Below are 26,962 nucleotides of genomic sequence, written 5' to 3' on the forward strand. Positions count from 1 at the left end.
CTGGGTGTGATCGACGCTCGTGGACGCAGCCGGTCGACGCGCGACCCTCTGGCTCCCGGAGTGGTGATCTCGACCGGCTGCCGGTCGGGGTGGACGGGTGTAGACCACGTTCAGCGTGGCCGACGAGGTCCCGCCGAGCGGTAGCGGCACCATCTCGGAGGACCTTCCCGACGATCACGGTGAGAAGGCTGCCTCCCGACCGTCGTTCGGTGATCATGGCCCGAGGGCTGCTCTCCCGGCGACCATCTCCCCGTGACGCGACCGGAACGACCTCCCGCCCGTGATCGCGGCTCGTCGTCCGGCACCGCTCCCGCGCGCCCGAACACCCTGAGCCGGGGGCCCGACCTACCCCTCCAACGCCTCCCGCACCGCGAGGAGCTTGGCGGCGGCCTCGCGGACCTCGGTGTCGGGATCGGAGTCGGCGACGATCCCGCAGCCCGCGTAGAGACGGGCGACGGCGCCGTCGAGCTGGGCGCAGCGGAGGGCGACGCCGAGCTCTCCGCCGCCGTCGGCGCCGATCCAGCCGACGGGGCCGGCGTAGCGGCCGCGGTCCATGCCCTCCAACGCGGCGATCAACGCGACGGCCTCCTCGCGCGGGGTGCCGCCGACCGCGGCGGTCGGGTGCACCGCGCCGGCGATGCGGAGCAGGGAGGCGTCGCCGCGGACCCGGCCGCGGACGTCGCTGGCCAGGTGCGAGACGTTGTGCAGGGCCAGGACCGACGGCTCGGCCGGCACCTCGAGCGAGCGGCAGAAGGGGCGCAGCCGCTCGGCCAGCGAGTCGACGGCGTAGGCGTGCTCGACCCTGTTCTTGTCCGAGCTCAGCGATCCCTCGCCCGGCCAGACGGTGCCGGCCAGGACCCGCGACTCGACGACCGGGCCGCGCTTTCGCAGCAGCAGTTCCGGGGTGGCCCCCACCAGCCCGTCGACGGCGAACGCCCAGCAGGTGGGGTAGCGCTCGGCCAGGCCGCGGAGCAGGTGCCGGGGGTCGTGCGGGGCCTCGTCGACCGCGAGGAGGTCGTGGGCCAGGGCAGCCTTGTCGAGCTCGCCCTCCCGCATCCGCCGGACCGCCTCGGCCACGGCCGCGCGGTACCCCGCGACGGACAGGTCGCCGTCGGCGTAGCGGAGCCGTCCGCTGGGCCGCACCGGCTCGGCCGAGGTCACGGGGTGCGGGTCGCCGAACTCGGTGACCCATGCGCGCCCGCCCCGCATCCCGACGACGACGCGCGGCACCACCAGCACGGACCCGGGCGAACGGTCGGCGAAGGTCAGCGACGCGAAGGCCACGGCGCCGGTGCCCGGCAGGCCCACCTCGTCGGTGACGTCGATCTCGGCGAGCAGCCCGCGCCACCACGCGTCGGCCTCGGCGAACCGGCCCGCGCCGGTGCCGGTGAAGCGCGCGACCTCGCCCCAGCCGACCAGTCCCTCGCCGCCGCGCACCCAGGACAGCGCGCCCCGCGCCTCGGGCAGGAGCGACAACAGGCCGCCCGCGGGCGGGTCCACCTCACGGGTCCGGACCTCCAGACCGATGGGCAGCGCAGCGGTCGTCACGCCGTCGAGCGTAGGCACAGCGACCAGCCGGCGCCCGTCCCCGGCGGGGAGGCGGTAACCACACTCCTATGCTCTGCCCATGGCCGGGAGTGTGGCGGGCGAGGTGTTCGTCGAGGCCGGGCGCACCGCCCGGGCCGTCGGCCGCACCCTCCGGAGGCGGCTGCCGACGATCCTCACCGGGCTCGCCGTGCTGGCCACGTTCCTGTCGGTCGTCGGCTTCCTCGGGGCCGTGGCCGACGACGTCGCCATCAGCCGCGACCGCGCGACGGCCACCGCCGACGTGCTGGAAGGGACCACCTTCGCCCGCACGCTCGTCCGGTTCCCGGTGCCCGACGGGCAGCTGCTCGTCCCCGACCGGGGCGTCTACTACCCGCGCGGCCTGCAGCCCGGCACGTCCGTCCTGGTCGAGTACGACCGCGCCGACCCGGACCTGGTCCGGGTGGCGGGGCGGACGGCGTTCTCGGGCCTGCCGCTGACCATCGGGTTCGTCGCCCTCGCGTGGGTGGTGTTCGGCGGGGCGGCGGTGCTCGTGCGGAGGCGCCGTCAGGCCGCCCACCACGAGTAGACCTGCTCGACGACGGCGGGGACCGCCACCAGGAGCCCGCCGGCCGGCATCGGATCCGGCCGCCCCGCCCGGTCGACGACCACGGCCCCGGCCTCCGCCGCCAGGCAGAGCGCGCCCGCGACGTCCCACTCGTGGTACCCGTCGATCACCGCGGCGACCGCCCGGCCCAGCGCCACCTGCGTGATCGCGAGCGCGGTCGAGCCCAGCACGCGCACGCCCGTGTGAGCCGCCGCCGCCCGCTCGGTGAACCGGGCCGACGGCGACTCGGCGCAGACCAGCGCACCGACGGCGGTGGTGCGGGTCGCCGCCCGCACCGGCGTGCCGTTCGCCCGCACCCCGCGGCCCCGCGCCGCCGCGTACATCTGGGCCCGGCTCGGGTCCGCGACGACCCCGACGACCGGCCCGTCGCCGTCGACCAGGCCGAGGCTGTAGGCGCACCAGGGGAAGCCGGCGACGTAGTTGGCGGTGCCGTCGACGGGGTCGACGATCCAGCGGTAGGCCGAGCCGACGGCCGTCGCGTCGGCGCCGTACTCCTCGCCCACCACGGGGATGCCGGGGAACTCGGCGGCCAGCACGCGGCGGGTGTGCCGCTCCAGCGTGCGGTCGGTGTCGGTGACCCAGTCGAAGGGATCCGCCTTGGCCTCGGACCCGGGCGCGCGGCCGGCGGTCGCGGCGATCACCTCCGCGGCGTCGTTGGCGAGCCGGCCCGCGACCTCGAGGGCGCGGGAGAGCAGCCCGGGGTCCACCGCGGGCGGGGTACGGGTGAGGACCGTCATGGCGACGAGGGTCGGGGAGCGGGGTATCGCCCCGGCGTCCCGCCGGTGACGTCCCGGGGTGGGCCCGCGTGAACTCTCGCGCTGTTGTCCGGACGTTCCCCCGCAGGTCACGTCGCCGACGGCGGGTGGCGCGGCGGACAGGACAGCTTTCCCGACGTGCGTGTCGCGATCGTGTCCGAGTGCTTCCTCCCCGTGGTCAACGGCGTCACGAACTCGGTGCTGCGGGTGCTCGAGCACCTGCGCGACGCCGGGCACGACGTCCTCGTCGTCGCCCCCGGCGCCGACGGGCCGGACTCCCACGACGGCGTCCCGGTCGTGCGGGTGCCGGCGCTGGAGCTCCCGGTCGTGAGCTCGATGCCGGTCGGGGTGCCCAGCCGGCGGATCGTGAAGGCCCTGCGCGCGTTCCGGCCCGACGTCGTGCACCTGGCCGCGCCGTTCGTCGTCGGGGCGCGGGGGCTGTGGGCGGCCCGCCGGCTGGGGATCCCGACGGTCGCGGTCTACCAGACCGACGTGGCCGGGTTCGCCTCGTCGTACGGGCTGGGTCTGACTGCCCGCGCCGCCTGGCGCTGGACCTGCCGGCTGCACGCGCAGGCCGACCGGACGCTGGCGCCGTCCAGCTGGGCCACGGAGGCATTGCGCGAGCGCGGGGTGCCGCGCGTGCACCAGTGGGCCCGCGGCGTCGACACCCGGCGGTTCACCCCGGCCCGGCGCTCGGTCGCGGTACGGGAGCGGCTGGCGCCGAACGGCGAGCTGCTGGTCGGCTACGTCGGCCGGCTCGCCCCGGAGAAGCAGGTGGAACGGCTGGCGGCGCTGCGCGGGATGCCCGGGACCCGGCTCGTGGTGGTCGGCGCCGGTCCCAGCGAGGAGCGGCTGCGGGCCGCGCTGCCCGGCGCGGCGTTCCTCGGCTTCCGGGGCGGCGACGAGCTGGCCGAGCTCTACGCGTCCCTGGACGTGTTCGTCCACACCGGCCCCGCCGAGACCTTCTGCCAGGCGGTGCAGGAGGCGCTGGCCTCCGGGCTCCCGGTCGTCGCGCCCGACGCCGGCGGCCCGCGCGACCTCGTCGTGCCCGGCCGGACCGGCTATCTCGTCCCGCCCCTGCCCGACGACGAGGCGGGCCGGCCCGCCGCCGACGCCGCGCTGCGCGCCGCCGTCGACCGGCTCCGCGACCCGGGGCTGCGCGCCGAGTTCGGCGCGGCGGCACGTCGCTCGGTCCTGCGCCGCACCTGGTCCACGGTGTGCGACGAGCTCGTCGGCCACTACTGCGAGGTCTCCGGCCTGTCCGGCTCCGTGCAGAACGAGGCCGCCTGACGTGCGGATCGTCCAGCTCGCCAACTTCTACGGGCCGCGCTCGGGCGGCCTGCGCACCGCCCTCGACGCCCTCGGCACCGGGTACGCCGCCCGCGGTCACGAGGTCGTGCTGGTCGTGCCGGGCCCGCGCGCGGAGGACCGCACGCTGTCGGGCGGCACCCGCCGGATCACGATGCCGGCGCCGCGGATCCCCGCGACCGGCGGCTACCGGGCCGTCGATCCCTGGCGGGTGCAGCGACTGCTCGAGCGGCTGCGGCCCGACGCCCTCGAGGTCTCCGACCGGCTCACCCTGCGCGGGCTGGGGGCCTGGGCCGCGCGCCGCGGCATCCCGAGCGTGGTGATCTCGCACGAGCGGCTCGACCGGCTGCTGCACCAGTTCCTGCTGCCGGAGGGCGCCGCCCGCCGGGTCGCCGACCACGCCAACGCGCGGATGGCCGCCGGCTACGACACGGTCGTCTGCACGACGGGGTTCGCCCGGGCGGAGTTCGACCGGATCGCGGTGCGCAACGTCCGGCAGGTCCCGCTCGGCGTGGACCTCGCGACCTTCTCCCCGCTGCGGCACGACCCGACGCTGCGGGCCCGGCTGGGCGGCGGTGCCGACGCGCTGCTCGTCCACTGCGGCCGGTTGTCGCCGGAGAAGCACCCGGAGCGCAGCATCGACACGGTCGCCGCCCTGCGCGACGCCGGGCACCGGGTCCGGCTGGTCGTCGCGGGCGACGGGCCGCGGCGGGCGGCGCTGGAGCGGCGGGCGGCCGGGCTGCCGGTGTCGTTCCTCGGGTTCGTGCCGGACCGGGCGCGGCTGGCGACCCTGCTGGCGTCGGCCGACGTCTCGCTCGCCCCCGGGCCGCACGAGACGTTCGGGCTCTCGGCACTGGAGTCGCTGGCCAGCGGCACGCCCGTGGTGGTGTCGCGGTCCTCCGCGCTGCCCGAGATCGTCGGCGACCCCGGGGCCGAGGACTCGCCGCAGGACTTCGCCCGCGGCGTCACGACCCACCTCGCGGCCGACGAGGGGGTGCGCCGCAGCACCGCCCGCACCCGCGCCGAGGGTTACGGCTGGCCCGCCTCGGTGGACCGCATGCTGGCCGCCCTCATCCCTTATCGACCCTCGGGCCGGATCAGGCGAAGGTCCGGGCGAAGGACCGGGCCACGATCCGGGCGGCCTCGGCGACCGTCGGCGCGGCGTCGACGTCGGGGCCCGGCGGCTCGGTGTAGACGGCGATCACCAGCGGGGCGCGGCCGGGCGGCCAGACGACGGCGACGTCGTTCACCTCGCCCTGCGCGCCCGCCCCGGTCTTGTCCCCGACCACCCAGTCCGCGGACAGCCCCGCCTTGATGCGGGTCGCGCCGGTCGTGTTGGCCTTCAGCCAGCCGATCAGGACGTCCCGGTTCTCCGGGGCGAGGCCGTCGTCGAGGGCGAAGAGGCGGATGTTCGCGGCCATCCGCGCAGGGGTGGAGGTGTCCAGGTCGCCGTCGCGGACGTTGAGCGCGGTCTCGGTGCGGTCCACCCGGCTGATCGGATCGCCCGCGGTGCGCAGGAACGCCGTGACCTGCGCCGGCCCGCCCAGGACGCCGAGCAGCAGGTTCATGGCGGTGTTGTCGCTGAGCGTGAGGGCGGCGCGGCAGAGGTCGCCGACGGTCATCGACGTGTGCTGCCCCGTCTCCGGCGAGTTCGCGACGAGGTCGGCCGGGGTGTAGGGCACCTGCCGGTCGAGGATGCCCGGCTCGTCCGGGCGCCGGTGGAGGATCGCGGCGGCGGCCAGCAGCTTCCCGGTGGAGCACAGGAGGAAGCGCTCGTCCGCGCGGTGGCCGAGGGCGGCGCCGGAGCCGGTGTCCAGCGCGGAGACCCCGAGGCGGCCACCGGACCGTCGCTCGAGATCGGCCAGCTCGGCCTGGGCCGGTGCGGGATCGAAGGCGGGTGCGGCCGGTGGGACGGCGCCGTCCGCGCAGCCGGTGGCGAGGGCACCCAGGCCGGCCAGCCCGGCGAGCAGGACCGCGCGGCGGGGGAGCGTGACGATCATGTGACGCACGGTAGGACGTCGTGCACCCTCCGTCCTCCGTAGAGTCACGGATGCCCGGTGCCGTGCTCGCGGGTGAGGCTGCTCGGCATGAACAGGACCGTGGTGGTCGAGCCCACCGGCGAGCACGCGACGATCGACACCGCCCTGGCCCGCGACGCCGTCGCCGGCCTCCTCGATGCCGACCCGGACGTCCGACGCCGGGTGGCCGAGCTGATCCAGCTCGAGCCGGAGCGCCTCGCGCCGCCCGTGCTCTACGCGCTGTCGGAGGTGCTGCTCGACCGGGGCCGCCCGGCCGACGCCGCCTTCTGGTTCTACTCCGGCCAGGTCCGTGCCCGCTTCGACGCCCGCCGGTGCACCGACCCCACCGCCGCGGCGGCCGTCGACGCGCTCGACGAGCGCTTCGGCGGACCCGTCGACCGCTTCGCCTTCACCGACCCCGAGGGGTTGCGGCGCACGGTGATCCGCGCCGTGGCCTGGGACCGCCGCACCCCGCACGAGTACGACCACCGCTGGATCGCGCTGCACGGGATGAGCGCCTACCTCGGATCGGAGGGCCCGCTCTCGGTGCCGGAGGAGGAGTGGGACGCCCTCGCCGCCCGCACCCGCGCCGAGTACCTCGGGGGCCTCCGCACCGCCCTCCGCACCGTCCCCCACCCCCGCTGACCCCAGAACGCCGACCCGATGACGTCGAAGTCCCGGCTCGCGGCGCCGGACCTCCCGACTCGCGGGTGTAGGGGCTGTCGTTCCGCGAGTCGGGACTTCCTGTTCCGCGAGTCGGGGTGTGTGGGCTTCGCCGAGTCGGGGTGTGGGCTTCCGCGAGTCGGGGTGTGGGCTTCGCCGAGTCGGGGTGTGGGCTTCGCCGAGTCGGGTCGTCGCCCCCTCGTCGGGTCCTCGTGGCCGACGGGCGGGCCGTCCGGGAGGGGCCGTAGGGTTTCCCGCTGTGGGCAGGGCCGAGCTCGACAAGGACCCGCACGACGTCGCGGCGATGTTCGACGGCGTCGCGCGGCGCTACGACCTCACCAACACCGTCCTGACGGCCGGGCAGGACCGGCGTTGGCGGCGGCTGACCCGGGAGGCCCTGGAGCTGCAGCCCGGACAGCGGGTGCTGGACCTGGCCGCCGGAACCGCCGTGTCGACGGTCGAGCTGGCGAAGTCCGGGGCCTGGACCGTCGCGGCCGACTTCTCCCTGGGGATGCTCGAGGCCGGGGCGCAGCGGCCGGTGCCGAAGGTGGCCGCCGACGCGCTGCACCTGCCCTTCGCCGACGGCGCCTTCGACGCCGTCACCATCAGCTTCGGCCTGCGCAACGTCGCCGACACCGCCGGCGCCCTCGCCGAGCTCGCCCGTGTCACCAGACCGGGCGGCCGGCTCGTGGTGTGCGAGTTCGGCACCCCGACCTGGACGCCGTACCGGATCGCCTACCAGGACCTCGTGCTGCGCCGCATCCTCCCGGCCATCGCGCGCCGCGTCTCGTCGAACCCCGAGGCCTACACGTACCTGAGCGACTCGATCCTCGACTGGCACCCGCAGCGCCGGCTCGCGGAGATCGTGGCGGGCGCGGGATGGTCCCGCGTGGCCTGGCGCGACCTCGCCGGCGGGGCCGTGGCGCTCCACCGCGCCACCAAGCCGGTCTGACGGCGACGAACTCGGGCTGCACCGAAGCGGCGACCGCCCTCCTTGGGCGCGCCACACCCACCCGAGGCGTGGCGCTCTCGCCGGGGCGCGGCACACCGCCTGCCCCGCCGCCGAGTCCGGCCGCACACCCCTTCCGCCCGCTCACACCCCATCGACGCCCTGTGCGGCTGACCTTCGGGGTGTGCGACGGGGCCTCGGGTGATGTGCCGCGCCCGTCCGGATGCGCCGACGGAGCTCACAGCGCGACTCGCGGGAGCCCACAGCGCGACTCGCGGGAGCCCACAGCGCGACTCGCGGGAGCCCACAGCCCGACTCGCGGGTGGCGTAAGTGCGACCCGCGGGGGGCCCGGGGCGATCTTCGAGGTGATCACTCCGCAGCTCGCGACCCGTTCGGTCGGGGGTGCCTGGACATCGCGCCGGACTTCGTGAAACAGTTCACAAGAGCCTCGTGAACCAGTTCACAAGGAGCGGAATGCAGGCGCCCGAGCCCACCACCACCGGCGCCGCGGCCTCGCAGGCCGCGGACGCGCACGGCGCTGCCGGGCGGACGGCGGGAGCAGCAGGAACCACCGGAACCGCACGGACGGCCGACGCGGACGTACTCGTCGTCGGCGCCGGGCCCGCGGGGTCGACGACCGCGGCCCACCTCGCCCGCGCCGGCCTCGACGTGCTGGTGCTGGAGAAGGCGACCTTCCCCCGCCCCAAGGTCTGCGGCGACGGCTTCACCCCGCGCGGCATGAAGCAGATCATCGACCTGGGCATCGACTGCTCCGAGGGGAACGGCTGGCTGCACAACCGGGGCCTGCGCGTGGTGGCCGGCGGGGTGAGCCTCGACCTGTCCTGGCCCACGCTCGCGAACTTCCCCGACTTCGGCGCCGTCCGTCCCCGGCAGGACTTCGACGAGCTGCTGGTCCGGCACGCGGAGAAGCAGGGCGCCCGGCTGCGCGAGGCCACCACGGTCACCGCCGCGATCACCGACGAGCGCACCGGCCGGGTCGTCGGCGTCGAGGGGCACGAGGGCCCGGACAAGCGCCCGGTGTCCTACCGCGCCCCGCTGACCCTGGCTTGCGACGGCGTCTCGGCCCGGGTCGCGCTCTCGCTCGGCATCGCGAAGGACGACCGCAAGCCGCTCGGGGTCGCCGTCCGTCGCTACTACGAGAGCCCCCGCACCCACGACGACCATCTCGAGACCCACCTCGAGATCTGGGACCGCTCCGACCCGGAGCACCCGCGGCTCCTCCCGGGCTACGGCTGGATCTTCGGGATGGGCGACGGCACGTCCAACGTCGGGCTCGGCGTCCTCGCCACGGACCGCAAGGGCGGCTCCTGGGACTACCGGGCGCTGCTGCGGTCCTGGCTGGACGGTCTGCCGGAGGAGTGGGGCTACCGGGAGGACAACGCCGTCGGCGGCATCGGTGGCGCCGCCCTGCCGATGGGCTTCAACCGGACCCCGCACTACCGCCCCGGCCTGCTCCTCGTCGGCGACGCCGGCGGCATGGTCAACCCGCTCAACGGCGAGGGCATCGCCTACGCGATGGAGTCGGCCACGGTGGCCGCCCGGTGCGCGGTGCAGGCCCTCGCCCGGACCGGCGACTCCCGGGAGGCCGCGCTCGCCGCCTACCCGCGGGAGATCAGCCGGGCGCTCGGCCGCTACTACCGGTTCGGCACCGTGGCGGCCCGGCTGATCGGCAATCCGACCGTGATGCGGGTGGCCACGCGGCACGGCCTGCCGCGGCGCTCGGTCATGCAGGCGCTGCTCAACCTGCTCGCCAACCTCTACGACGACCCGACCACCCCGCACCACCGGAAGGAGGGGGAGTGGAGCGACCGCATGCTCGGCGCGTTGACCCGGCTCACCCCGGCCCTCTGAGAACCCGGACGAACCGGTAAGGCGGGCCTGACCACCCCGACGTGACCCCGCACACGTAGGGTCGCCGGACAGGTCACCGACCGCCACGAACAGACCAGTCGGCAGTGCAGACAACGAAGGTGCACGATGCTCGATCCCTATCTCGCGTTGTTCCTGATGTTCGTCCTCGCGGGTGCGTTCGCGCTGTTCTCGGTGACGGCCGCGCCGTACGTCGGGCCGCGTCGGTACAACCGCGCCAAGCTGGACTCCTACGAGTGCGGGATCGAGCCCTCGCCCAAGCCGGTGGTGGGCACCGGCCGGATGCCGGTCGCCTACTACATCACGGCGATGCTGTTCATCCTCTTCGACATCGAGATGGTCTTCCTCTACCCGTTCGCGGTGAACGCGGACGCGCTGGGCCTGTTCGGCCTGGTGGAGATCGTCCTGTTCATCGTCACCGTGGGGTTCGCGTACGCGTACGTGTGGCGCCGCGGCGGCCTCGACTGGAACTAGGGGAACGGGAATGGGACTCGAGGAGCACCTGCCCAGCGGCGTCCTGCTGACCAGCGTGGAGAAGCTGGTCAACTGGACCCGGAAGTCGTCGCTGTGGCCCGCCACCTTCGGTCTGGCCTGCTGCGCGATCGAGATGATGACCACCGGTGCACCGCGCTACGACCTCGCCCGGTTCGGCATGGAGGTCTTCCGGGCCTCGCCGCGCCAGGCGGACCTGATGATCGTGGCAGGCCGGGTGAGCAACAAGATGGCGCCGGTCCTGCGGCAGATCTACGACCAGATGCCCGAACCGCGGTGGGTGCTGGCGATGGGCGTCTGTGCCAGCTCCGGCGGGATGTTCAACAACTACGCGGTCGTGCAGGGCGTCGACCACGTCGTACCCGTCGACATGTACCTCCCCGGCTGCCCCCCGCGACCGGAGATGCTCATGGACGCGATCCTCAAGATCCACGCGAAGATCATGGACGAGCCGCTCGGCAGCAGGCGGGCCGCGGAGCTGGCCGCCAGCGGGCACAAGACGGAGCTCATCCCCTCGTCCATCAAGTACGCGAAGAAGAAGTAGTGCGATGACGGAACCCACGGGAACGTCCAAGGACGACCACGAGCCCACCGGCGGGAAGCAGTCCTCGGCCGAGGCGAGCGGTGCGGCCACCGAGGAGCAGCGCGCCCGCGGCGGCGAGCCGCCGCGCGAGGGCGAGGTGGAGCAGAGCGCCGACGGCGTGGCCGACACCTCGCCGGAGGGAGGCACCCGGCTCGCCCCGACCCGCGAGCGCCGCGGCATGTTCGGCGTGCGCGGCACCGGCGACACCTCCGGCTTCGGCGGGCTCACGCTCCCCGGCTACGCCCCGGCCCCGGCCGAGCGGCCGTACGGCGGATGGTTCGACGAGCTGGCCGACGAGCTCGCCGAGGCCCTGGACCGCAAGGGGATCGCGCGCTCCGCGGTCCGGCAGATCACGATCGACCGCGGCGAGATCACGTTCTACGTGGAGCGGGAGCAGATCCTCGAGTTGTGCCGCCTCCTGCGGGACGAGCCGGCGTTGCGTTTCGAGCTCTGCTCGAGCGTGTCCGGCGTGGACTACACCGCGCCCGACGGCGCCGAGGTCCGCCAGCCGCTGCACGTCGTCTACCAGCTGCTGTCGATGACCTACCGGCGGCGGATCCGGCTCGAGGTCGCGCTCGACGTCGCCGACCCGCACGTGCCCAGCGTCGTCGAGGTCTACCCGACGGCGGACTGGCACGAGCGCGAGACCTGGGACATGTTCGGCGTGATCTTCGACGGCCATCCCGCGCTGACCCGGATCCTCATGCCGGACGACTGGCAGGGCCACCCGCAGCGCAAGGACTACCCGCTGGGCGGGATCCCCGTGGAGTACAAGGGCGCCGAGATACCGCCGCCCGACGAGCGGAGGGCCTACTCGTGAGCAGCACCGATTTCTCCGGCGACCCCTACGCCGAGTCCCGGGAGACCACCGAGGGCACCGTCTACACGGTCACCGGCGGCGACTGGGACTCGTTGCTGGACAGCGTGTCCGCCGACGAGCACGACGACCGCATCGTGATCAACATGGGTCCGCAGCACCCGTCGACGCACGGCGTGCTGCGGCTCGTGCTGGAGCTCGAGGGCGAGACCGTGACGCAGGCCCGGTCGGTGATCGGCTACCTGCACACCGGCATCGAGAAGAACTGCGAGTACCGGAACTGGACCCAGGGCGTCACGTTCGTGACGCGCATGGACTACCTGGCGCCGCTGTTCAACGAGGCGGCCTACTGCCTCGGTGTGGAGAAGCTGCTCGAGGTCGAGGCCCCGCGCCGGGCGCAGCTGATCCGCGTGCTGCTCATGGAGATCAACCGGATCGGCTCGCACCTGGTGTGCATCGCGACCGGCGGCATGGAGCTCGGCGCGCTCACCGGGATGACGGCCGGGTTCCGGGAGCGCGAGGAGGTCCTGCACCTGCTCGAGTACCTGACCGGGCTGCGGATGAACCACGCGTTCATCCGGCCCGGCGGGCTCGCCCAGGACCTCCCGGAGGACTGGAAGGAGAAGGTCACCGATTTCGTCAAACTGATGAGATCGCGCCTTCGCGACTACGACAATCTCCTGACCGGCCAGCCCATCTGGAAGCAGCGCCTCCAGGGCGTCGGGTACCTGCCGGTCGACGGCTGCCTGGCCCTCGGCGCCACCGGCCCGATCCTGCGCAGCGCGGGCCTGGCCTGGGACCAGCGCAAGATCGAGCCGTACTCCTGCTACGAAGAGTTCGACTTCGAGGTCCCGACGGCGACCGAGGCGGACTGCTACGCCCGCTACCGGCTGCGGGTGGCCGAGATGCACGAGTCGCTGAAGATCATCGAGCAGGCCGTGGCGAAGATCGAGCCCGGTCCGGTGATGGTGGCGGACCGCAAGATCGCGTGGCCCGCCCAGCTGTCCATCGGCAGCGACGGCATGGGCAACTCGCTCGAGCACGTCCGCAAGATCATGGGGCAGTCCATGGAGTCCCTGATCCACCACTTCAAGCTGGTCACCGAGGGCTTCCACGTCCCGCCGGGGCAGGTGTACTCGTCCGTCGAGTCGCCGCGCGGCGAGCTGGGCTACCACCTCGTGTCCGACGGCGGGACGCGCCCGGTGCGCGTCCACGTCCGGGACCCCAGCTTCGTGAACCTGCAGAGCATGCCGGCGATGAGCGAGGGCGGCATGGTCGCCGACGTCATCGCGGCCGTCGCGAGCATCGACCCCGTCATGGGAGGTGTGGACCGGTGACGCTGCCGGAAGGAACCCCCGAGAAGCTGCCCGGGCCCGCGGCCCCGGCGGAGCGGACCTGGGAGGCCCAGGCCGACCAGCACCCCGTCTCGCCGACCTTCGACGAGCTCACCCGCCAGCGGGCGAAGGAGGTCATCGCCCGCTACCCGGTCGCGCGCTCGGCGCTGCTGCCGCTGCTGCACCTCGTGCAGTCGGTGGAGGGGTACGTCAGCCAGGACGGCATCCGGTTCTGCGCCGAGCAGCTGGAGCTGACGACCGCCGAGGTCAGCGCGGTGGTGACGTTCTACACGATGTACAAGCGCACCCCGTGCGGCGAGCACCTGGTGAGCGTCTGCACCAACACGCTCTGCGCGGCGCTCGGCGGCGACGCCATCTACCGCAGCCTGTGCGAGACCCTCGGCGAGCCCGGCCGCCCGCTCGGCCACGAGGAGACGGCGGGCGAGCCCGGCACCCCCGGCTCGATCACGCTGGAGCACGCGGAGTGCCTGGCGGCCTGCGACCTCGGCCCGGTGCTGCAGATCAACTACGAGTACTACGACAACCAGACTCCTGAGTCGGCCGTGGCGCTCGTCGGGGCGCTGCGCCGCGGCGAGAAGCCGCCGCCGACCCGCGGGGCCCCGCTGACGGACCTGCGCACCGTCGAGCTCGAGCTGGCCGGGTTCACCGACGACGAGACGGTCGCCGCGGCGGCCGTCGCCGGTCCGTCGGCCGCGCCGGAGACCCTGCGCGGGACGACCGTGGCCGCCGAGCGCGGCTGGGCCGCCCCCGCGCTGCCCGACGAGCCCCCGGCCCTGCCGCCTCTCCCGGAGAAGTGAGATGACAGGCACCGAGATCAACCCGGCGACCACCCCGGACGCCCTCACCCCCGTCCTCACCCGCCGGTGGTCCGAGGAGCGCTCCTGGACGCTGGAGACCTACGAGCGGACCGGCGGCTACCGGGCCCTGCGCACCGCGCTGGCGGCGCACCCGGACCAGCTGATCACGCTGGTGAAGGACTCCGGCCTGCGCGGTCGCGGCGGCGCCGGCTTCCCGACGGGCATGAAGTGGTCCTTCATCCCGCAGGGCGCCGAGGGCCCGGGCGCCAAGCCGAAGTACCTGGTGGTCAACGCCGACGAGGGCGAGCCGGGGACCTGCAAGGACATCCCGACGATGATGGCGGACCCGCACTCGCTCATCGAGGGCTGCATCATCACCAGCTACGCGATCCGCGCGAACTTCTGCGCGATCTACGTGCGCGGGGAGGCGCTGCACCCGATCCGTCGGGTCCGCGCCGCCGTCGCCGAGGCCTACGCGAAGGGCTACCTCGGCAAGGACGTCCTCGGGACCGGGTTCGACCTGGACATCGTGGTGCACGCCGGCGCGGGTGCGTACATCTGCGGCGAGGAGACGGCGCTGCTGGACTCGCTGGAGGGCCGCCGCGGCCAGCCCCGGCTCAAGCCGCCCTTCCCGGCCACGGCCGGGCTGTACGCGTCGCCCACGGTGGTCAACAACGTGGAGACGATCGCGTCGGTGCCGTTCATCGTGGCCGGCGGCTCGGACTGGTTCCGCACCATGGGCTCGGAGAAGTCGCCGGGCCCGAAGATCTACTCGGTGTCGGGGCACGTCGAGCGGCCCGGTCAGTACGAGGCGCCGATGGGCACCACGCTGCGCACCCTGCTGGAGCTGGCCGGCGGGATGAAGGACGGGATCCCGCTCAAGTTCTGGACGCCGGGCGGCAGCTCCACCCCGATGTTCACCGCCGAGCACCTCGACGTCCCCCTCGACTTCGAGGGCGCGGCGGGCGCGGGCTCGATGCTGGGGACCACCGCCGTGCAGGTCTTCAACGAGACCGTCTCGGTGCCGTGGGCGGTCATGAAGTGGACCGAGTTCTACAAGCACGAGAGCTGCGGCAAGTGCACGCCGTGCCGGGAGGGCACCTACTGGCTGGTGCAGATCCTGGAGCGGATGGTGCACGGCGAGGGCACCCCGGAGGACGTCGAGACCATGCTCGACGTCTGCGACAACATCCTCGGCCGTTCCTTCTGCGCACTGGGTGACGGCGCCACCAGCCCGATCACCAGCGCGATCAAGTACTTCCGCCAGGAGTTCCTGGACCTGATCGCCGAGCAGCCCGCGGTCGCGCGGCCGGAGCAGCTGGCGGACGTGGAGCGGGCGGACGACACCGAGCTGAGCGGAGCTCCCGCATGACACTCGCTCCCGAGAACGAGAAGACCCCGGTCCCCGAGGGGTACGTGCGGCTGACCATCGACGGCATCGAGGTCGACGCGCCCAAGGGCGAGATCCTCATCCGCACCTGTGAGCGGCTGGGGATCATCGTCCCGCGGTTCTGCGACCACCCGCTGCTCGACCCGGCCGGCGCCTGCCGGCAGTGCCTCGTCGAGGTGGAGATGGGCGGCCGGCCGATGCCGAAGCCGCAGGCCAGCTGCACCATGACCGTGGCCGACGGGATGGTGGTGAAGACCCAGCACACCTCGCCCGTGGCCGACAAGGCCCAGCAGGGCGTGATGGAGCTGCTGCTCATCAACCACCCGCTGGACTGCCCGATCTGCGACAAGGGCGGCGAGTGCCCCCTGCAGAACCAGGCCATGTCGAGCGGCCGCACGGACTCCCGGTTCGTCGAGACCAAGCGGACCTTCCCCAAGCCGCTGCCGATCAGCTCCCAGGTGCTGCTCGACCGCGAGCGCTGCGTGCTCTGCCAGCGCTGTACCCGCTTCTCCGAGCAGATCGCCGGCGACCCGTTCATCGACCTGCTCGAGCGCGGCGCGAACCAGCAGATCGGCACCGCCGAGGACAAGCCCTTCCAGAGCTACTTCTCCGGCAACACGATCCAGATCTGCCCGGTCGGCGCGCTGACCAGCGCGGCCTACCGGTTCCGCTCCCGGCCGTTCGACCTGCGCTCCACCCCGAGCGTGTGCGAGCACTGCAGCTCCGGCTGCGCGCAGCGCAACGACTCCCGGCGCGGCACGGTGATGCGCCGGCTCGCGGGCAACGACCCCGAGGTCAACGAGGAGTGGAACTGCGACAAGGGCCGGTTCGCCTTCCGGTACCTGCAGTCCAAGGAGCGGATCACCCGCCCGCTGGTCCGGGACGCCTCGGGCCAGCTGGTGGAGGCGTCCTGGACCGAGGCGCTGCGGGTCGCGGCCCAGGGCCTGCTGGCCGCGCGGGCGCAGCGGGGGATCGGCGTGCTGGCCGGCGGCCGGCTGACCGTCGAGGACGCCTACGCCTACGCCAAGTTCGCCCGGGTCGCCGCCCGCACCCACGACGTCGACTTCCGGGCCCGCCCGCACAGCGCCGAGGAGCTGGAGTTCCTCACCACCACGCTGGGCACCACCCCGGAGACCGGGGTGAGCTTCGCGGCGGTCGAGGCCGCGCCGTCCGTCCTCGCGGTCGGGCTCGACCTCGAGGAGGAGGCGGGCATCGTCTTCCTCCGCATCCGCAAGGCCGTCCGCAAGCGGGGACAGAAGGTCTTCCAGCTCGGCCAGTGGACCACCGCCGGGGCCCGCAAGACGACGGCCACGCTGGTCCGGTCGGTCCCGGGTGCCGAGGCCGCGGTGCTCCGCGAGCTCGCGGCGGTCACCGACGACGCCGGCAAGCAGCTGGTCGACGCCCTGTCCGCGCCGGGCGCGGTGATCCTCGTCGGCGACCGCGCCGCCGAGGTGCCGGGCCTGCACTCGGCGGTGGCCGCGCTGGCCACCCGGACGGGTGCGAAGGTCGCCTGGATCCCGCGCCGGGCCGGCGACCGCGGTGCCCTGGAGGCCGGCGCGGTCCCGACGCTGCTGCCCGGCGGCCGCCCGGTCACGGACCCCGCCGCGCGCGCCGAGGTCGAGCGGGCCTGGGGGCTCCCGGAGGGGTCGCTGCCCGCCGCCCCCGGCCGCAGCACGGACGAGATCGTGGCCGCGGCCGCGGCCGGCGACCTGTCCGGCCTGGTCGTCGGCGGGGTGGACCCGCACGACCTGGCCGACCCGGCCGTCGCGCTCGCGGCGCTGGAGAAGGTCGGCTTCCTGGTCAGCCTCGAGCTGCACGCCTCGGCGGTCACCGAGCGCGCCGACGTCGTGCTCCCGGTGGCGCCCGACGCCCAGCGCGAGGGCAGCTACCTGAACTGGGAGGGCCGGCGCCGGCCGTTCGGCGTCACGCTCGACGCCAGCGGCGTGCTGCCGGACTGCCGGGTGCTCGACACCCTGGCCGTCGAGATGGACGAGGACCTGTTCACGCAGACGCCGGCGGCCGCGGCGGGCGACCTCGAGCGGCTGGGCCGCCACACCGGCTCCGCCGCCGCGCCGACCGCCGAGCCCGGGCCGACGCCCCGTCCGGCGCAGGTCGGGCAGGCCGTGCTGGCCACCTGGCGGCAGCTGGTCGACGACGGCTCGCTCCTGGTCGACGAGCCCGCGCTGGCCGGGACCGCCCGGCCGCCGCGGGTCCGCACCAACACCGCGACCGCCGAGCGCCTCGGGCTCGTCGAGGGCGAGGCGGCCTCGGTCGCGACCGACCGCGGCGCGATCACCCTGCAGGTGGAGCTGGCGGACCTGCCCGACGGCGTGGTCTGGCTCCCCGCGAACTCACCCGGCTCGGCGGTGCGCAGCACCCTCGGCGTCGGGCACGGCGCCCTGGTCCGGGTCGCCCCCGCCGGTGCTCTCGGAGGTGCGCGGTGAACCCCGCGGTCGACCCCGTCAGCGGCATGACGCGCACCCAGCAGCTGCTGGCCGACGACCCGATCTGGCTGGTGATCCTCAAGGTCGTCGTGCTGTTCGCGGTCGGTGTCGTGCTGACCCTGTTCATGATCAACTGGGAGCGCAAGGTCGTGGCCCGGATGCAGCAGCGTCCGGGGCCGAACCGGGTGGGGCCCAACGGCTGGCTGCAGTCGCTGGCCGACGGGCTCAAGCTGGCCTTCAAAGAGGACATCATGCCGGTCCTCGCCGACAAGAAGGTCTACTTCATCGCCCCGGTGATCTCGACGATCCCGGCGTTCCTCGCCTTCTCGGTCATCCCGTTCGGCGGCGAGGTCTCGATCTTCGGCGAGCGCACGGTCCTGCAGCTGGTCGACCTGCCGGTCGGCGTGCTCGTCGTGCTGGCCTGTTCCTCCATCGGCGTGTACGGCATCGTGCTCGGCGGCTGGGCCTCCGGCTCGCCGTACTCGCTGCTCGGCGCGCTGCGCTCGGCGGCGCAGGTGATCTCCTACGAGATCGCGCTCGGCCTGTCGGTGGTCGCGGTCGTGCTCTACGCGCGGTCGCTGTCCACCGCCGACATCGTGGCGGCGCAGGGCTCCGGCTGGTACTTCTACCTGCTCCTCCCCAGCTTCGTGATCTTCGTGATCTCGATGGTCGGTGAGACGAACCGGGCGCCGTTCGACCTCCCGGAGGCCGAGTCGGAGCTGGTCGGCGGCTTCCACACCGAGTACACGAGCCTGAAGTTCGCGCTGTTCTTCCTGGCCGAGTACGTCAACATGGTCACCGTCTCGGCCATGGCGACCACGCTCTTCCTGGGCGGCGGGCGCTGGCCGTGGCCGCTGTCGTCGTTCAACGACAACGGCTGGCTGATGTTCATCGCGTTCCTGATCAAGACGCTGATCTTCCTGTTCGTCTTCATCTGGCTGCGCGGCACGCTGCCCCGCTTCCGCTACGACCAGTTCATGCGGCTGGGCTGGAAGGTGCTGGTCCCGATCAGCCTCGGCTGGATCCTGGTGATCTTCGCGATCCGTGCCTACCGCAACAGCACGGGCGGCGCGTCCACGGCGGCGCTGCTGATCACCATCGGCATCGTGGTGCTGGTGATCCTCGCGATCGCCTTCCTGCTGCCCGAGCGCCGCACCCCCGACGAGACCGTCGAGGTCGCGTCGGACTACCCGGTCCCGCCGCTGGACCTGGAGGTCCCGGCGGCGCCGCGCAAGCGCCGCACCCCCGTCGAGCAGCGGCAGCCCGCCGGTGCGCTGTCCGGGAAGGAGGAGGAGTAGGCGATGTTCGACTTCTTCAAGGGCTTCGGCGTCACCTTCTCGACGATGTTCAAGAAGGTCGTCACCGAGGAGTACCCGGAGGACTTCCCGCCCGCCGCGCCGCGCTACCACGGCCGCCACCAGCTCAACCGGCACCCGGACGGGCTGGAGAAGTGCGTGGGCTGCGAGCTGTGCGCCTGGGCCTGCCCGGCCGACGCGATCTACGTCGAGGGCGGCGACAACACCGAGGAGGCGCGCTACTCCCCGGGGGAGCGCTACGGCGCGATCTACCAGATCAACTACCTGCGCTGCATCGGCTGCGGGCTCTGCATCGAGGCGTGCCCCACGCGCTCGCTCACGATGACGAACTTCTACGAGCTCGCCGACGACAACCGGCAGGACCTGATCTACACGAAGGAGCAGCTGCTGGCGCCGCTGCTGCCGGGGATGGAGCAGCCGCCGCACCCGATGCGTCTCGGCACCGACGAGCAGGACTACTACGTGCAGGGCCCCGTCCTGGCGCGGAGGTCCGCCGCCGGTGAGGACGTGCCGGGCGAGCCGGTGGGGGAGCAGGTCCCGTGAGCGCGCTTGCAAGCGAACCGATGATGACGAGCGTGCTCGCGCAGGCCGCGTCCACCGGCGGCGACGCCGGGGTGGGCGAGGCGATCGTCTTCTGGATCCTCGGCCCCGTGTCGCTGGCGTCGGCGATCGGGATGGTCCTCGCCCGCAACGCGGTGCACTCGGCGCTGTTCCTGGCGCAGACGATGATCGCGCTGGCGGTCTTCTACCTGATGCAGCAGGCGCCGTTCCTGGGCTTCGTGCAGATCATCGTCTACACGGGCGCCGTGATGATGCTGTTCCTGTTCGTGCTCATGCTGGTGGGCAGGGACAGCTCGGACTCCGTGGTCGAGGTGCTCCGCGGCCAGCGGGTCGCGGCGGTGCTGCTCGGCCTGGCCTTCGCGCTGCTGCTGGTCGCGGGCGTCGGTCGGACGATGTTCGAGGTCCCGTCCGTGGGCCTCGGGATCGCGGCGTCGAACGGCAACCTGCCGGGCATCGGGCGGCTGGTCTTCACCGACTACCTGCTGCCCTTCGAGCTCACCTCGGCGCTGCTGATCACCGCGGCGCTCGGCGCGATCGTGCTGGGCTTCGCGCAGAAGAAGCCGAAGGCCAAGCTCGGCCAGCGGGCGACCGTCGTCGCCCGGCTCCGCGGCGAGCACGCCCGCGTCTCCCCGCTGCCCGGCCCCGGCGTCTACGCCACCGCGAACTCCGTGGCCGTGCCGGCGCTGCTGCCCGACGGCTCGATCGCCCGCGAGTCGCTCTCGGAGATCATCGAGGGCCACGAGGTCGAGGAGCTCCCGCGGCCGCCGGCCGACGCCCACGCCCTCACCGACGGGCGGCCGGGCGTGTCGGAGGGGACCGCGGTGCGCACCACGGTCGGCGAGGAGGACCGCACATGAGCCCCACCAACTACCTGCTGCTCTCCGCGCTGTTGTTCACCGTCGGCGCGATCGGGGTGCTGGTGCGCCGCAACGCGATCGTCGTGTTCATGTGCATCGAGCTGATGCTCAACGCGGTGAACCTCTCGCTGGTGACCTTCGCCCGCATGAACGGCCAGCTCGACGGCCAGGTCATGGCGTTCTTCGTCATGGTCGTCGCCGCGGCCGAGGTGGTGGTCGGGCTGGCCATCATCATGTCGATCTTCCGGACCCGTCGTTCGTCCTCCGTGGACGACGCGAACCTGCTGAAGTACTAGGACTTGGAGCTTTCGACGATGACCGCTCCCCCTGAGGTGCTGCCGGCGACCGGCGCCGCGTCGGTGGCCTGGCTGCTCTTCGCGATCCCCGCCGTCAGCGCGCTGGTGCTGTTCCTGGCCGGCAAGCGCGCGAACGCATGGGGCCACGTGCTCGGCGTCGGGTCCGTGCTCGCGTCGTTCCTGCTGGGTGTGGTGATCTTCGTCCAGGCCCTGGGCGTCGCGCCGGACCAGCGGACCACCGAGCTGTCGCTGTACTCGTGGATCTCCTCCGGCACGCTGAACGTCGACTTCGGGCTGCGGATCGACCCGCTGTCGCTGACGTTCGTGCTGCTGATCACCGGCGTCGGGTCGCTGATCCACATCTACTCGGTCGGCTACATGGCGCCGCACGCCTCCGGCCACGGCGCCGACGCGGACGCGCACGCCGAGCCCTCGTCGGACTCCAGCCGGCGGCGCTTCTTCGCGCAGCTCAACCTGTTCGTCGCGGCCATGCTCGTGCTGGTCCTCGGCAACAACTTCGTGCTGCTGTACCTCGGGTGGGAGGGCGTGGGCCTGGCGTCGTACCTGCTCATCGGCTTCTACCAGGACCGCCCGTCGGCGGCGACGGCCGCGAAGAAGGCCTTCCTGATGAACCGGGTCGGCGACGTCGGGCTCGCGCTGGCGATCTTCCTGATCTGGCTGAACCTCGGGACGCTGCAGTACACGGAGGTCTTCGCCCGCATCGGCGAGCTCTCCGGCGGCACGATCCTCGCGATCACGCTCCTGCTGCTGCTCGGCGCCTGCGGCAAGTCCGGCCAGTTCCCGCTGCAGTCCTGGCTCCCGGACGCGATGGAGGGCCCGACCCCGGTCTCCGCCCTCATCCACGCGGCCACGATGGTCACCGCGGGCGTGTACCTCATCGCCCGCACGAACCCGATCTACGACCTCACCCCGACCGGGCGCGTGGTCGTCGCGCTGATCGGGGTGGTCACGCTGCTGATCGGGGCGATCATCGGCTGTGCCTACGACGACATCAAGAAGGTGCTCGCGTACTCCACGGTCAGCCAGATCGGGTACATGATCCTGGCGGTCGGGCTCGGCCCGGCCGGCTACGCGCTCGGCATCTTCCACCTGCTCACGCACGGCTTCTTCAAGGCCGGGCTGTTCCTCGGCGCCGGGTCGGTCATGCACGCCATGAACGACGACGTGAACATGCGGAACTTCGGCGGCCTCGGCCGGAAGATGCCGATCACGTTCGTGACGTTCGGCCTCGGCTACCTCGCGCTGATCGGCTTCCCGTTCCTGTCCGGCTACTTCTCCAAGGACGCGATCATCGAGGCCGCGTTCGGCCAGGAGGGCTGGCAGGGCTGGGTGTACGGGATCACGGCGACGCTGGCCGCCGGGCTCACCGCCTTCTACATGACCCGCCTGATGATCATGACGTTCTTCGGCGAGGAGCGCTGGCGGAACCTCAAGGCGCCGGACGGCGAGGACTACCACCCGCACGAGTCGTCGCCCGTGATGACCGGGCCGATGATCGTGCTCGCGATCGGGTCGGTGTTCGCCGGCTTCGTGCTCAGCGCGGTCGGCCTGAACCAGTGGCTCGCGCCGTCGCTGGGCGAGCTGCAGGAGTCGCCGGACGGGGCGCTCCCGCACGCGCTGGTCCCGTGGCTGGTGCTGGCCTGCTCAGCGCTCGGCGTGCTGGTGGCCTACCTCGTGGTCGGCCGCCGCCCGACGCCGGTCCAGCGGCCCGAGCCCGTCTCCTTCCCGGTCCAGGCGGCCCGCCGCGACCTCTACGCCAACGCGTTCAACGAGACCGTCATCGAGCGCCCGGGCATCTGGCTCACCCGCGCGCTGGTCTTCCTCGACAACCGCGGCGTCGACGGGCTGGTCAACGGCCTGGCCGCCGGCCTCGGGGGAGGCTCGGCCCGGTTGAGACGGCTGCAGACCGGGTTCGTGCGCTCGTATGCGCTCTCGATGCTCGGCGGCAGCGTGTTCGTCGTCGCGGCCCTGCTGGCGGTGAGGTTCGCATGAACACCGCCGTGATGAACACCGCTCCGGACACCGGCGGCAACGTGATGCTGCTGGTCCTGCTCCTCCTGCCGCTCCTCGGCGCCCTGCTGATGTACCCGCTGCGGACCAACGTCCCGGCGGCCAAGGCCGTGGCGATGGCGACGGCGCTGCTGGAGTTCGTCCTCGTCGTCGTGACCTGGGTGGGGTACTCCACCGACGCCGCGAGCTCGGGCGAGCGCTTCCAGTACGTGTTCTCGGTGCCGTGGATCCCGGCGTTCGGCACGCACCTGGCCTTCGGCATCGACGGCATCGCGCTCGTCCTGATCGCGCTGACGGCCTTCCTCGTGCCCGGCCTGATGCTCTTCGCCTGGGCGGAGAAGCTGCCGGAGGGCCGCACGGCGTCGGGCTACTTCGCCCTGCTGCTGGCCACCCAGGCCACGCTGATGGGCGTCTTCACCGCCACGGACGTGTTCCTGTTCTACGTCTTCTTCGAGGCGATGCTCATCCCGATGTACTTCCTCATCGGGCGCTTCGGCGGCCCGAACCGGCAGTACGCCTCGGTGAAGTTCTTCCTGTACTCGCTGCTCGGCGGGCTGATCATGCTGGCCTCGTTGATCGGGCTGTACGTGACGAGCGCCGACCAGCTCGGCGCCGGCACGTTCACCTGGAGCGACCTGCAGTCGATCGCGCAGAGCACGCCGACGTCGACCCAGATCTGGCTGTTCCTGGGCTTCTTCGTGGCCTTCGCGATCAAGGCGCCGCTGGTGCCCTTCCACACCTGGCTGCCCGACGCCGGTGCCGAGGCCCCGATCGTGGCCGCGGTCCTGCTCGTCGGCGTGCTGGACAAGGTGGGCACCTACGGCTTCCTGCGCTACTGCCTGCCGCTGTTCCCGCAGGCCAGCCAGATCCTGGCGCCGCTGGTGCTGGTGCTGGCGGTCATCGGGATCATCTACGGCGCGCTGCTCGCCGTGGGGCAGAAGGACATGAGCCGCTTCGTGGCCTACACGTCGATCGCGCACTTCGGCTTCATCGCGCTCGGCACGTTCGCCTTCTCCAGCCAGGCCTTCGCCGGCGCGACGCTGTACATGGTCAACCACGGGCTCTCCACCGGCATGCTGTTCGTGATGGTCGGCCTGCTGGTGGCCCGCGGCGGGTCCCGGCTGACGCGCGACTACGGCGGCGTCTCGAAGCTCGCGCCGCTGCTGGCCGGCTGCCTGCTGCTGGCGGGGATGTCGTCGCTGGCCCTGCCCGGCACCAACTCGTTCGTCAGCGAGTTCCTGGTGCTGGTCGGGTCGTTCCCGCGGGAGCCGGTCGCGACGATCATCGCGACCGTCGGCATCATCTTCGCCGCGCTCTACATCCTGTGGTTCTACCAGCAGACGATGCAGGGCCCGGTGCGCGGCAACGCCGTGATCCGGGCGCTGGAGGCCGGCGGCGTGGGCGGGCCGGGGGCGATGATCGACCCCGCCGTGGCCGCGGAGCGCGGCTCCGGCTTCCCCGACCTCACCAGGCGTGAGATCGGCGTGCTGGCCCCGCTGATCGTCGTCATCGTGGTGCTCGGGTTCTTCCCGGGCCCGGTGCTCGACGTGGTCAATCCGTCCGTGCAGTCGACGATCACCGAGGTCGGGCTGCCCGACCCGGTGCCGGCCGGCGGCGTCGTGGGAGGTGTCCGGTGATCGCGCTCGCCCAGGTGGCCCCGCTGACGGCGCCACCCATCGACTACGCGGCCATCGCGCCGCTGCTCGTCGTGCTCGGCGGCGCGTGCGTCTCCGTGCTGTTCGAGGCGTTCCTGCCGCGCCACCAGCGCTGGCCCGCGCAGGTCGCGCTGTCCGTGCTGGTCGTCGCGGTCGCGGGGATCGCGCTCGGCGTCTACGCCGGCACGGCGCCCGCGGCGGGGATCGTCACCCTGGCCACGGCGCTGTCCGTCGACGGCCCGACGCTGTTCCTGTGGGGCACGCTGCTGGTGCTCGGGTTCGGCTCGCTCCTGTTGATCGCCGACCGCTCGGTGGAACCGGGCGGCGCGTTCCTCGCCTCCGCGGTGGAGCGGGCGTCGGTCGCGGCCGCGCCGGGCACCACGAGCGGGCCCACCGGTGTCGACCCGGAGCACGTCGACCGGTCCTACGGGGCGCCCGGCGAGGCGCCGACGATGCAGACCGAGGTCTTCCCGTTCGTGCTGTTCGCGCTCGGCGGGATGATGGCCTTCGTCGCGGCGAACGACCTGCTCACGATGTTCGTGGCGCTCGAGGTGCTCTCGCTGCCGCTGTACCTGGTGTGCGGGCTGGCACGGCGCCGGCGGCTGCTGTCGCAGGAGGCCGCGGTCAAGTACTTCCTGCTCGGGGCGTTCGCGTCGGCGTTCTTCCTCTACGGGCTCGCGCTGCTCTACGGCTACGCCGGCTCGGTCAAGCTCGTCGCCATCGCGACCGCCGCGGTGGGCACGCCGAAGTCCGACGCGCTGCTGTTCGGCGGGCTCGCGCTGCTCGTCGTCGGGCTGCTGTTCAAGGGCTCGGTCGGCCCGTTCCACACCTGGACGCCCGACGTCTACCAGGGCGCGCCCACGCCGATCACCGCGTTCATGGCGGCCTGCACCAAGGTCGCGGCGTTCGGGGCGCTGCTGCGCGTGCTGCACGTGGCCTTCGGGTCCACGCACTGGGAGTGGCGCGGGGTGATGTGGGTCGTCGCGATCGCCTCCATGGCGATCGGCGCGGTGCTCGGCCTCACCCAGACCGACCTCAAGCGCATGATCGCCTACTCGTCGGTGGCGCACGCCGGGTTCCTGCTGCTCGGTGTCATGGCGATCACGCCGGAGGGCGTGTCGTCGACGCTGTTCTACCTGCTGGCCTACGGCTTCACCACGCTCGCCGTGTTCGGCGTGATCTCGCTGGTGCGCAACGCCGACGGCGAGGCCACCCACCTGTCCCAGTGGGCAGGGCTGGCGAAACGCTCGCCGATCCTCGCCGGTGTGATGACCTTCCTGTTGCTCGGCCTCGCCGGCATCCCGCTCACCAGCGGGTTCACCGCGAAGTTCGCGGTGTTCTCGGCGGCGCTCGGGGACGGGATGGCGCCGCTGGTCGTCATCGCGCTGGTGTTCTCGGCGGTGGCCGCGTTCTTCTACCTGCGGGTGATCGTGCTGATGTACTTCAGCGAGACGCCGGAGGACGGGCCCACGGTCACCGTGCCGGGCGCGTTCACCACGGTCGCGGTCACGCTCGGCGTCGTGGTGACCCTGCTGCTGGGTGTCGTCCCGACGCTGGTGCTCGGCTGGGCCGGCGCGGGCGGCCTCACGGGCTGACCACGGGAACGCCTCGTAGGCTGGTGCGCGTGGAGACGCAGAGCGTGGCGGGTGTGGAGCTCGCCGACCCGGACCTGGCCGCCGCGACGGCGCGCGGGCTCGAGGGGGTGGAGGAGCTGCTGCACCGTGAGGTGCACAGCGACTACCACTTCGTCAGCGAGACGTCCCTGCACCTGATCGACGCCGGCGGGAAGCGGTTCCGGCCGCTGTTCACCCTGCTCAGCGCGCAGATCGGGCCCGCGCCGGACGGGGACGAGGTCGTGCGGGCCGCCGCCGTCGTCGAGCTGGTGCACCTGGCCACGCTCTACCACGACGACGTCATGGACTCGGCCACCATGCGCCGCGGGGCCGAGAGCGCCAACCACCGCTGGGACAACACGGTCGCGATCCTGACCGGCGACTTCCTGTTCGCGCACGCGTCACGGCTCGTGGCCGACCTCGGGCCCGACGCCGTGCGGATCATCGCCGAGACCTTCGCCGAGCTGGTCACGGGGCAGATGCGCGAGACCCGCGGGCCCGGTCCGTCGGACGACCCGGTGCGGCACTACCTGCAGGTCATCGCCGAGAAGACCGGCTCGCTGATCGCCACCGCGGGCCGGTACGGCGGGATGTTCTCCGGCTGCACCCCCGAGCAGGTCGAGTCGCTGCACCGCTTCGGCGCCACGATCGGCACGGCCTTCCAGATCTCGGACGACATCATCGACATCGCCTCGCCCTCGCTCGACTCGGGCAAGACGCCGGGCACGGACCTGCGCGAGGGCGTGCACACCCTGCCGATGCTGTACGCGCTGCAGGACCCGGGCTGCCCCGAGCGGCTGCGGTCGCTGCTGTCCGCGCCCATCCAGGCCGACGCGGAGGTCGAGGAGGCCCTGGAGCTGCTGCGCTCCGGCCCCGGGATCCCGCAGGCCAAGGACACCCTCGCCGGGTACGCCCAGGAGGCCCGCGCCGAGCTGGGCAAGCTTCCCGCCTGCCCCGCCACCGAGGCCCTCGGCACCCTCACGGGCTACACGATCGACCGCATCGCCTGACCCACCCCC

Annotated in this window: 23 protein-coding genes and 1 pseudogene; 21 read left to right on the forward strand and 3 right to left on the reverse strand. The window is 72.9% G+C overall.

Annotated elements, in window-relative coordinates; translation table 11 throughout:
* Positions 1-345: 345 nt before the first annotated feature.
* Entirely contained in the window at positions 346-1,548 is a 1,203-nt protein-coding gene (locus LWC33_RS13430) for an isochorismate synthase (RefSeq protein ID WP_233304694.1), read from the reverse strand.
* A gap of 79 nt (positions 1,549-1,627) precedes the next feature.
* On the opposite strand from LWC33_RS13430, the gene LWC33_RS13435 reads away from it, so the two are divergent.
* A complete protein-coding gene (locus LWC33_RS13435; RefSeq protein WP_233304695.1) occupies positions 1,628-2,113 on the forward strand; it encodes a DUF3592 domain-containing protein in 486 nt (161 codons plus the stop codon).
* Here LWC33_RS13435 and LWC33_RS13440 read toward each other — a convergent pair.
* Entirely contained in the window at positions 2,092-2,889 is a 798-nt protein-coding gene (locus LWC33_RS13440) for an inositol monophosphatase family protein (protein ID WP_233304696.1), read from the reverse strand. The genes LWC33_RS13435 and LWC33_RS13440 overlap by 22 nt on opposite strands.
* Before the next feature lie 156 nt (positions 2,890-3,045).
* On the opposite strand from LWC33_RS13440, the gene LWC33_RS13445 reads away from it, so the two are divergent.
* Together LWC33_RS13445 and LWC33_RS13450 are read left to right on the forward strand one after the other, a co-directional pair.
* Positions 3,046-4,197, forward strand: coding sequence for a glycosyltransferase family 4 protein (locus LWC33_RS13445; protein ID WP_233304697.1), 1,152 nt, complete (start codon positions 3,046-3,048; stop codon positions 4,195-4,197).
* A gap of 1 nt (position 4,198) precedes the next feature.
* A pseudogene (locus LWC33_RS13450) lies at positions 4,199-5,284 on the forward strand (glycosyltransferase); the annotation flags it as partial.
* 28 nt (positions 5,285-5,312) lie between these two features.
* On the opposite strand, the gene bla reads toward LWC33_RS13450, so the two are convergent.
* Complete coding sequence (bla, locus tag LWC33_RS13455) at positions 5,313-6,215, reverse strand: class A beta-lactamase (protein WP_233304698.1); 903 nt, start codon at positions 6,213-6,215, stop codon at positions 5,313-5,315.
* Positions 6,216-6,302: 87 nt separating this feature from the next.
* Here bla and LWC33_RS13460 point away from each other — a divergent pair, with 87 nt between their 5' ends.
* From LWC33_RS13460 to LWC33_RS13545, 18 genes are all read left to right on the forward strand, one after another.
* Positions 6,303-6,878, forward strand: coding sequence for a hypothetical protein (locus LWC33_RS13460; RefSeq protein ID WP_233304699.1), 576 nt, complete (start codon positions 6,303-6,305; stop codon positions 6,876-6,878).
* Positions 6,879-7,155: 277 nt separating this feature from the next.
* Entirely contained in the window at positions 7,156-7,848 is a 693-nt protein-coding gene (locus LWC33_RS13465) for a demethylmenaquinone methyltransferase (protein ID WP_233304700.1), read from the forward strand.
* A gap of 472 nt (positions 7,849-8,320) precedes the next feature.
* Positions 8,321-9,718, forward strand: a complete 1,398-nt coding sequence (locus tag LWC33_RS13470; RefSeq protein ID WP_233304701.1) for a geranylgeranyl reductase family protein — start codon at positions 8,321-8,323, stop codon at positions 9,716-9,718.
* 126 nt (positions 9,719-9,844) lie between these two features.
* A complete protein-coding gene (locus tag LWC33_RS13475; protein ID WP_233304702.1) occupies positions 9,845-10,210 on the forward strand; it encodes an NADH-quinone oxidoreductase subunit A in 366 nt (121 codons plus the stop codon).
* Positions 10,211-10,220: 10 nt separating this feature from the next.
* Entirely contained in the window at positions 10,221-10,772 is a 552-nt protein-coding gene (locus LWC33_RS13480; protein WP_233304703.1) for a NuoB/complex I 20 kDa subunit family protein, read from the forward strand.
* 4 nt (positions 10,773-10,776) lie between these two features.
* The gene (locus LWC33_RS13485) at positions 10,777-11,631 is read left to right on the forward strand and encodes an NADH-quinone oxidoreductase subunit C (RefSeq protein ID WP_233304704.1); all 855 of its coding nucleotides are present in this window, start codon (positions 10,777-10,779) and stop codon (positions 11,629-11,631) included.
* Positions 11,628-12,965 (forward strand): NADH-quinone oxidoreductase subunit D, encoded by a 1,338-nt coding sequence (locus LWC33_RS13490; RefSeq protein ID WP_233304705.1) that lies wholly within the window; start codon positions 11,628-11,630, stop codon positions 12,963-12,965. The genes LWC33_RS13485 and LWC33_RS13490 overlap by 4 nt, the downstream gene beginning before the upstream one ends.
* Complete coding sequence (gene nuoE / locus LWC33_RS13495; protein WP_233304706.1) at positions 12,962-13,780, forward strand: NADH-quinone oxidoreductase subunit NuoE; 819 nt, start codon at positions 12,962-12,964, stop codon at positions 13,778-13,780. The genes LWC33_RS13490 and nuoE overlap by 4 nt, the downstream gene beginning before the upstream one ends.
* 1 nt (position 13,781) lies before the next feature.
* Positions 13,782-15,152 (forward strand): NADH-quinone oxidoreductase subunit NuoF, encoded by a 1,371-nt coding sequence (gene nuoF / locus LWC33_RS13500; RefSeq protein WP_233304707.1) that lies wholly within the window; start codon positions 13,782-13,784, stop codon positions 15,150-15,152.
* Positions 15,149-17,614: an NADH-quinone oxidoreductase subunit G gene (locus LWC33_RS13505; RefSeq protein WP_233304708.1), complete on the forward strand. Its 2,466-nt coding sequence runs from the start codon at positions 15,149-15,151 to the stop codon at positions 17,612-17,614. The genes nuoF and LWC33_RS13505 overlap by 4 nt, the downstream gene beginning before the upstream one ends.
* Before the next feature lie 26 nt (positions 17,615-17,640).
* A complete protein-coding gene (nuoH, locus tag LWC33_RS13510) occupies positions 17,641-18,912 on the forward strand; it encodes an NADH-quinone oxidoreductase subunit NuoH (RefSeq protein WP_233304796.1) in 1,272 nt (423 codons plus the stop codon).
* A 3-nt stretch (positions 18,913-18,915) separates the two neighbouring features.
* Entirely contained in the window at positions 18,916-19,473 is a 558-nt protein-coding gene (gene nuoI, locus LWC33_RS13515; RefSeq protein ID WP_233304709.1) for an NADH-quinone oxidoreductase subunit NuoI, read from the forward strand.
* A 20-nt stretch (positions 19,474-19,493) separates the two neighbouring features.
* The gene (locus LWC33_RS13520; protein WP_233304797.1) at positions 19,494-20,348 is read left to right on the forward strand and encodes an NADH-quinone oxidoreductase subunit J; all 855 of its coding nucleotides are present in this window, start codon (positions 19,494-19,496) and stop codon (positions 20,346-20,348) included.
* Entirely contained in the window at positions 20,345-20,644 is a 300-nt protein-coding gene (nuoK, locus tag LWC33_RS13525; RefSeq protein WP_233304710.1) for an NADH-quinone oxidoreductase subunit NuoK, read from the forward strand. Before LWC33_RS13520 ends, nuoK begins: the two co-directional genes overlap by 4 nt.
* Before the next feature lie 18 nt (positions 20,645-20,662).
* The gene (gene nuoL / locus LWC33_RS13530) at positions 20,663-22,657 is read left to right on the forward strand and encodes an NADH-quinone oxidoreductase subunit L (RefSeq protein ID WP_233304711.1); all 1,995 of its coding nucleotides are present in this window, start codon (positions 20,663-20,665) and stop codon (positions 22,655-22,657) included.
* Entirely contained in the window at positions 22,654-24,312 is a 1,659-nt protein-coding gene (locus LWC33_RS13535; protein WP_233304712.1) for an NADH-quinone oxidoreductase subunit M, read from the forward strand. The genes nuoL and LWC33_RS13535 overlap by 4 nt, the downstream gene beginning before the upstream one ends.
* Complete coding sequence (gene nuoN / locus LWC33_RS13540; RefSeq protein ID WP_233304713.1) at positions 24,309-25,925, forward strand: NADH-quinone oxidoreductase subunit NuoN; 1,617 nt, start codon at positions 24,309-24,311, stop codon at positions 25,923-25,925. Before LWC33_RS13535 ends, nuoN begins: the two co-directional genes overlap by 4 nt.
* Positions 25,926-25,954: 29 nt before the next feature.
* Entirely contained in the window at positions 25,955-26,953 is a 999-nt protein-coding gene (locus LWC33_RS13545) for a polyprenyl synthetase family protein (RefSeq protein WP_233304714.1), read from the forward strand.
* Positions 26,954-26,962: the final 9 nt, after the last annotated feature.

It is taken from the genome of Pseudonocardia terrae, from assembly GCF_021343995.1.
Lineage (GTDB): Bacteria > Actinomycetota > Actinomycetes > Mycobacteriales > Pseudonocardiaceae > Pseudonocardia > Pseudonocardia terrae.

What these genes read in the sequence shown, in the direction of transcription:
- LWC33_RS13435 (WP_233304695.1), top strand. Translation starts at nt 1,628, where the DNA reads ATGGCCGGGAGTGTGGCGGGCGAGGTGTTCGTCGAGGCCGGGCGCACC.
- LWC33_RS13440 (WP_233304696.1), bottom strand. Translation starts at nt 2,889, where the DNA reads ATGACGGTCCTCACCCGTACCCCGCCCGCGGTGGACCCCGGGCTGCTC.
- bla (WP_233304698.1), bottom strand. Translation starts at nt 6,215, where the DNA reads ATGATCGTCACGCTCCCCCGCCGCGCGGTCCTGCTCGCCGGGCTGGCC.
- LWC33_RS13460 (WP_233304699.1), top strand. Translation starts at nt 6,303, where the DNA reads ATGAACAGGACCGTGGTGGTCGAGCCCACCGGCGAGCACGCGACGATC.
- LWC33_RS13470 (WP_233304701.1), top strand. Translation starts at nt 8,321, where the DNA reads ATGCAGGCGCCCGAGCCCACCACCACCGGCGCCGCGGCCTCGCAGGCC.
- LWC33_RS13475 (WP_233304702.1), top strand. Translation starts at nt 9,845, where the DNA reads ATGCTCGATCCCTATCTCGCGTTGTTCCTGATGTTCGTCCTCGCGGGT.
- LWC33_RS13480 (WP_233304703.1), top strand. Translation starts at nt 10,221, where the DNA reads ATGGGACTCGAGGAGCACCTGCCCAGCGGCGTCCTGCTGACCAGCGTG.
- LWC33_RS13485 (WP_233304704.1), top strand. Translation starts at nt 10,777, where the DNA reads ATGACGGAACCCACGGGAACGTCCAAGGACGACCACGAGCCCACCGGC.
- nuoF (WP_233304707.1), top strand. Translation starts at nt 13,782, where the DNA reads ATGACAGGCACCGAGATCAACCCGGCGACCACCCCGGACGCCCTCACC.
- LWC33_RS13505 (WP_233304708.1), top strand. Translation starts at nt 15,149, where the DNA reads ATGACACTCGCTCCCGAGAACGAGAAGACCCCGGTCCCCGAGGGGTAC.
- nuoH (WP_233304796.1), top strand. Translation starts at nt 17,641, where the DNA reads ATGACGCGCACCCAGCAGCTGCTGGCCGACGACCCGATCTGGCTGGTG.
- nuoI (WP_233304709.1), top strand. Translation starts at nt 18,916, where the DNA reads ATGTTCGACTTCTTCAAGGGCTTCGGCGTCACCTTCTCGACGATGTTC.
- LWC33_RS13520 (WP_233304797.1), top strand. Translation starts at nt 19,494, where the DNA reads ATGATGACGAGCGTGCTCGCGCAGGCCGCGTCCACCGGCGGCGACGCC.
- nuoK (WP_233304710.1), top strand. Translation starts at nt 20,345, where the DNA reads ATGAGCCCCACCAACTACCTGCTGCTCTCCGCGCTGTTGTTCACCGTC.
- nuoL (WP_233304711.1), top strand. Translation starts at nt 20,663, where the DNA reads ATGACCGCTCCCCCTGAGGTGCTGCCGGCGACCGGCGCCGCGTCGGTG.
- LWC33_RS13535 (WP_233304712.1), top strand. Translation starts at nt 22,654, where the DNA reads ATGAACACCGCCGTGATGAACACCGCTCCGGACACCGGCGGCAACGTG.